The sequence below is a fragment of the Streptomyces sp. NPDC002265 genome, from assembly GCF_040296125.1.
Classification (GTDB): domain Bacteria; phylum Actinomycetota; class Actinomycetes; order Streptomycetales; family Streptomycetaceae; genus Streptomyces.
On the sequence record NZ_JBEOWS010000499.1, the window covers coordinates 1 to 5,262 of the forward strand.

Here is a 5,262-nt window from a genome sequence, read left to right on the forward strand (position 1 = left end):
GCCGAGCTGACTGATCGTCGAGTAGGCGAGGACGCGCTTGATGTCGTCCTGGGCGAGCGCCGCGAGCGCGGGCTTCCTCATCGAGGCCACCGCGTCGGCCGCGACGGCCGCGGCTTTGCGGACGTCGTCGTCGGCCCGGTGACAGAAGGCGTTGAGTTGCGGGTCGAGTTGGTCCATCCGCTCAAGACAGCGGTCGACGACCTCGACCGGGCTCACCTCCTTGCGGCGTACGGCTGCGGCGAGTTCGACGGCCGGGGTGAACGGGTCGATCGGCGGGTGCGTCACGAGGAGTCCCTTCTGGTCCGCGGTGCTTGCAGGAGCCGTCAGTGTCGGCGCGTCCGCTCCATCCCGTCTTGGACGAATGTCGCGGTAGGTTGGCGTCATGCGATCCGCAGGGCCGGCTCCCGATGCCGCGGCGGTGTGGGACATCGCCACGCCGTCCCGGCCCGGCCTGCTGCCCGGCGTCAGCATGGCCGGATTCCGGGGCCGCACCGCGGACCCCGTCGACCTGGACATCGTTCCGTATCCGGCCGTCACGGTCGCCGTCGACCTGGGCGACGGACTGCTCGCCGTCGACGACGGCAACGGCTGGCGGCAGAACGGCAGTTTCGTCCTCGGACTCGCCTCGGGCGGTGTCCGGGGCCGCGGCCGTGACATCGACTGCCTTCAGGTGCGCCTGTCGCCGCCGGTCGCGTACGCGGTGCTGGGCGGTGCCCTCGCCGAGGCGGGCGGCACGATGGTCACCCTCGACGACCTCTGGGGCCGCGAGGGCACGCGGACGCGGGAACAACTGCACGCGGCCCGTTCCTGGGAGGACCGGTTCGCGATCGCGGCGTCGGCACTCGTCCGACGGTACGAGACAGGCCGGCCGGTCGATCCCGAAGTCGCCTTCGTGTGGCGGCAGATGGTGGCGAACCTGGGCGGGGTCCGGGTCGAGCGGCTGGCGGCCGAGGTCGGCTGGAGCCGTAAGCGCCTGTGGTCCCGTTTCCGGTCCCGGATCGGTCTCCACCCCAAGCGTGCCGCCCAGTTGGTCCGCTTCGACCACGCGGCCCACCGGCTGGCCGCGGGCCACAGCGCGGCACGGGTGGCGGCGGAGATCGGCTATGCCGACCAGTCCCATCTGCACCGCGATGTCATGGCGTTCGCCGGTGTGACACCCACCGCCGTCGCGGCCGCGCCGTGGCTCGCGGTCGACGACATCGCGTGGGCCGCTCCCGCGTATCTGTCCAGATCCTGATCCGACGGTCCGCCGCGTGGCCACCGTCCGCCAGGGAGGTCGAATGAGAACCGGTGTCCGGGCGTGGTTCTGCGGCTGGTTCGTCGTGGGCGCGCTGGGCTCGCTCGGTCTGCTGACCGTGCTCACCGTCGGTCCGTATCTGCTGCCTGTCGCGATCGCGGCGGCCGTGCTGCTGGCCGTGCGGCGCGGCTCCTCGGCCGGGCTTCCGGGTCTGGTCTCCGGGCTCGGCGTACCGCTGCTGTACGTGGCCTTCCTCAACCGCGACGGCCCGGGGAACGTGTGCACCGCGACGGCCTCCGGCGAGTCCTGCGTGGACGAGTTCGACCCGTGGCCGTGGCTGGCCGCGGGCACGGTCCTCTTCCTCGCCGGGATCGTGCTCGCCCTGCTCCTGCGGCGCCGGACGGGCGGCGGAGGCCCGGCACTAGGCTGACACCGTGACGGACGTGGCGAACGAACTTCATGACGCCGAGCCGGGGTTCGGGCGTCCGAGCCTGTGGCGGCAGCGGGATTTCCTGCTGCTGTGGAGCGGCCAGACGGCCAGCGAGATGGGTTCGGCGGTCACCCAGCTGGCGTTGCCGCTGGTCGCGGTCGTCGTGCTGAAGGCGAGCACGTTCGAGGTCGGGCTGCTGACCGCCGCCACCACGGCGGCGTTCGCGCTGATCGCGCTGCCCGCGGGCGCGCTCGTGGACCGTGGCTCCAGACGATCCATCATGCTCGTCTGCGATGTCCTCCGGCTGCTGATCATCGGCTCGGTCCCGGTGGCGGCGGCCCTCGGCACCCTGACGATGACCCAGCTCTACGTCGTCGCCGCCGCGGCCGGTGTGTGCACGGTGTTCTTCGACGTCTCGTACCAGAGCTACGTGCCCTCGCTGATCGGCGCCGAGTACCGGATGGAGGCCAACGGCAGGCTGGGGACGACCCAGGCGTTCGCGCAGTTCGCGGGACCCGGCGTGGGCGGGGGACTGGTCGCGGTGCTCGGTGCGGCGGGAGCGATGGCCGCCGACGCGATCTCGTACGCGGTCTCCGTCACCGCGCTCTTCGGCATCAGGACGCGCGAGGAGCCGCCGCCCGCGCGGCGGCCCGACGAGACGCTGCGCGGCCAGATCGCCGAGGGACTGCGATTCGTCGTCGGGCACGAGGTGCTGCGCAAGGTCGTGGCGTGCACGGGCACCGCGAACCTGTTCAGCGGCATGAGCACGGCCCTGGAGATGGTCTTCTTCGTCCGGGTGCTGCACATACCTCCCGCGCTGATCGGGCTGATCACGGCGGGTACGGCCGTGGGCGGGATCGTCGGGGGCGCCCTCGCCGGCCGGCTCGCCAGGAAGATCGGCTCGGCGCGGATCATCTGGATGTCGATGCTGGTGTTCAGCGCGCCGCAGATCGTCGCGGTGGCGGCCTGGCGCGGCTGGGGTGTGCTGCTGGTCCCGCTGGGCTGGGGCACCGCGTACTTCGCCGGGATGGTCTACAACGTCGCGCAGCTCAGCTACCGGCAGTCGGTGACGCCTCCCGAGCTGATGGGCCGGATGAACGCGGCCGTCCGCTGGGTCGTGTGGGGCACGCTGCCGCTCGGCGGCATTCTCGGCGGAGTGCTCGGCACACAGATCGGCGTGCGGCCCACGCTCGCCCTGGCACTGGTCGGTTCGTGGGCGGCCGGCTGGTTCGTGTTCTTCTCCCCGCTGCGCCACCTGCGCGATGTCCCCGCACCCGCCGTCTGACGGAGCCGCAGTTGCCGCCGGAGTGAGTGCCAGATCCATCATGCCTGGTCGAAGGCCGTTTGCGGTAGGACGGAGCGCACGTCCGTCCGGACTTGTCGCGGCTGGTGGCCTGCCCGCAGACTCGTCGTCATCCACTCCTCGACGTTCGTGTCGGCAACCGTCCTCGGCTGCCGGCGCGTTCGCCGTGCTGTCTCGTCGTGCGACGGGTGCGGGTCGGGGGTGCGGGAACGAAGGGGGATCGATGGATCAGGAAATGGTCATGCGGGCGAGGGTGCGGCTGCTCAGCGCCAACGAGCGGGTGGTGCGTGGCACCGAAGGGCTGTGGATCTACCGCCTGTTGACGCAGGTCGAGCCGGAGGCGTACGGGTCGAAGCTGGCGTACGTCCTGGTGGCGGCCAGCGCGTCGGCGCAGGTGCGGGACCTGCCTCGGCAACGGCTGGCGCTGCTGGACGAGGCGGTGGCGGTGGCGACGGCCCTCGACACCGCGAATCCCTACCGGGCCAAGATGCTGGCGCGAGCCCTCGAGGCCCGGCGGGAACTGGACGGGCACGGAGCGATGTGACAGGACGGGCGATGTGACAGGGCAGGCGATGTGACAGGACTGGCGATGTGACAGGGGACGTGGCAGGACGGGAGGCGTAGCAGGGCAGGCGATGTGACAGGACCAGGCCGGGGCCCCGGCCTGGTCCTCGTCGCGCTAGCCTGCGTCGTCATGACGCGCTCCTGGAACTTGGCGATTCCCTTCGGGCTCTGCGGTGTGGTCCTCGGTGCCGGTCTGTTCCTGGGCGGGAGCCCCGGGGCCGCAGCGGCGCTTCTGCTGTTGTTCGGGCTGCTCGCAGCCATGAACTCGCCGCTGGTGTTCCCGCGGTCGATCGGTGCGGTGGAGGCACGACGCCGCAGTGCGGCCGACGGCCGGCCGGTCGTCTATTGGCGGCCGGGCTGCACGTACTGCCTGCGCCTGCGGCTCCGGCTGGGGCGCAGCGCCCGCACCCTGCACTGGGTCGACATCTGGCGTGACCCGGAAGGGGCCGCGGCGGTGCGGGAGGCCAACGGCGGCAACGAGACCGTGCCGACCGTCGTCGTGGCGGGCCAACCGCACACCAACCCCGATCCCGCGTGGCTTCGGGGGAAGATCTCCGCTTCCGGGTGAGCCCGGACGACATGCCCCGGCACCCGAGCCGGTTGGCCCGGGTGCCGAGGGCGGTCACTTCGGGTCGCGTCTGAAGGAGGCGGTCGACCAGCGGTAGCCGAGTGCCGCGAGCACCAGGCACCAGGCCACGGCGAGCCAGCCGTTGTTGCCGATCTCCGTGCCGAGGAGGAGGCCGCGGAGGGTCTCGATGGCGGGGGTGAAGGGCTGGTACTCGGCGATGGGCCGGAACCAGCCCGGCATCGCGTCGATCGGGGTGAAGGCGCTGGAGACGAGCGGCAGCAGGATCAGCGGCATGGCGCTGTTGCTGGCGGCCTCGGCGTTGGGGCTGGCCATCCCCATGCCGACGGCGATCCAGGTGAGCGCCAGGGCGAACAGCGTGAGCAGTCCGAACGCCGCCAGCCACTCCAGCACGGTGGCGTCGGTGGAGCGGAAGCCTATGGCCACGGCGACGGCTCCGACGAGGACGACGCTGGCCACCGACTGCATGACACTGCCGACGACGTGCCCGATGAGGACCGAGCCGCGGTGGATGGCCATGGTGCGGAAACGGGCGATGATCCCCTCGGACATGTCGGTGGCGACGGACACGGCGGCGCCGATGACGGTGCTGCCGATGGTCATCAGCAGGATGCCGGGGACGATGTAGGCGATGTAGGCGGAGCGGCCCGAACCGCCGGCGGCGAGCCCCGCGCCCATCGTGTTGCCGAAGATGTAGACGAACAGCAGGAGCAGCATCACCGGGGTGAGCAGCAGGTTCAGCGTGAGCGAGGGATAGCGGCGGGCGTGCAGGAGGTTGCGGCGCAGCATGGTGCTGGAGTCGCGCACGGCGAGAGAGAAGGCGCTCATCGGGCAGTCTCCTTGGACTGGACGGTCTGGGCGGGCACTCCGGCGTTGCCGGTGAGGGCGAAGAAGACGTCGTCGAGGTCGGGCGTGTGCACGGTCAGTTCGTCGGCCTCGATGCCGGCGGTGTCCAGCCGGTCGAGGATCGCGCGCAGTTCGCGCTGACTGCCGTCGCTGGGGAGCTGGAGCGCCAGGGCCTCGTCGGCGCGGGTGACGTCGCGCAGGGCGGCGGCGGCCGCCTGGTAGGCGCCCGGGCCGGTGTATCGGAGCCGGATTTTCCCGGCGGGGCAGAGACCCATCAGCACGTGGGCGCATCCCAC

6 protein-coding genes and 2 pseudogenes are annotated in these 5,262 nt (G+C 71.6%); 5 read left to right on the plus strand and 3 right to left on the minus strand.

Annotation, left to right across the window (positions count from 1 at the left end):
- Positions 1 to 111, minus strand: a pseudogene (locus tag ABT085_RS43430) (proton-conducting transporter transmembrane domain-containing protein); the annotation flags it as partial.
- A 271-nt stretch (positions 112 to 382) separates the two neighbouring features.
- On the opposite strand from ABT085_RS43430, the gene ABT085_RS43435 reads away from it, so the two are divergent.
- The 5 genes from ABT085_RS43435 to ABT085_RS43455 all read left to right on the plus strand — a co-directional run bounded on the left by ABT085_RS43435 (position 383) and on the right by ABT085_RS43455 (position 4,102).
- Positions 383 to 1,237, plus strand: a complete 855-nt coding sequence (locus tag ABT085_RS43435) for an AraC family transcriptional regulator (protein ID WP_351621871.1) — start codon at positions 383 to 385, stop codon at positions 1,235 to 1,237.
- 43 nt (positions 1,238 to 1,280) lie between these two features.
- Positions 1,281 to 1,667, plus strand: a complete 387-nt coding sequence (locus tag ABT085_RS43440; RefSeq protein ID WP_351621874.1) for a hypothetical protein — start codon at positions 1,281 to 1,283, stop codon at positions 1,665 to 1,667.
- Positions 1,668 to 1,671: 4 nt separating this feature from the next.
- Entirely contained in the window at positions 1,672 to 2,952 is a 1,281-nt protein-coding gene (locus ABT085_RS43445; RefSeq protein WP_351621876.1) for an MFS transporter, read from the plus strand.
- Between the two features lie 241 nt (positions 2,953 to 3,193).
- A complete protein-coding gene (locus ABT085_RS43450; RefSeq protein WP_351621879.1) occupies positions 3,194 to 3,514 on the plus strand; it encodes a hypothetical protein in 321 nt (106 codons plus the stop codon).
- Between the two features lie 150 nt (positions 3,515 to 3,664).
- Positions 3,665 to 4,102: a glutaredoxin domain-containing protein gene (locus ABT085_RS43455; RefSeq protein WP_351621881.1), complete on the plus strand. Its 438-nt coding sequence runs from the start codon at positions 3,665 to 3,667 to the stop codon at positions 4,100 to 4,102.
- Between the two features lie 54 nt (positions 4,103 to 4,156).
- On the opposite strand, the gene ABT085_RS43460 is transcribed toward ABT085_RS43455, so the two are convergent.
- Complete coding sequence (locus ABT085_RS43460) at positions 4,157 to 4,948, minus strand: ABC transporter permease (RefSeq protein ID WP_351621884.1); 792 nt, start codon at positions 4,946 to 4,948, stop codon at positions 4,157 to 4,159.
- Positions 4,945 to 5,262 (minus strand): annotated as a pseudogene (locus ABT085_RS43465) (ABC transporter); the annotation flags it as partial. The gene ABT085_RS43460 and the pseudogene ABT085_RS43465, both read right to left, overlap by 4 nt.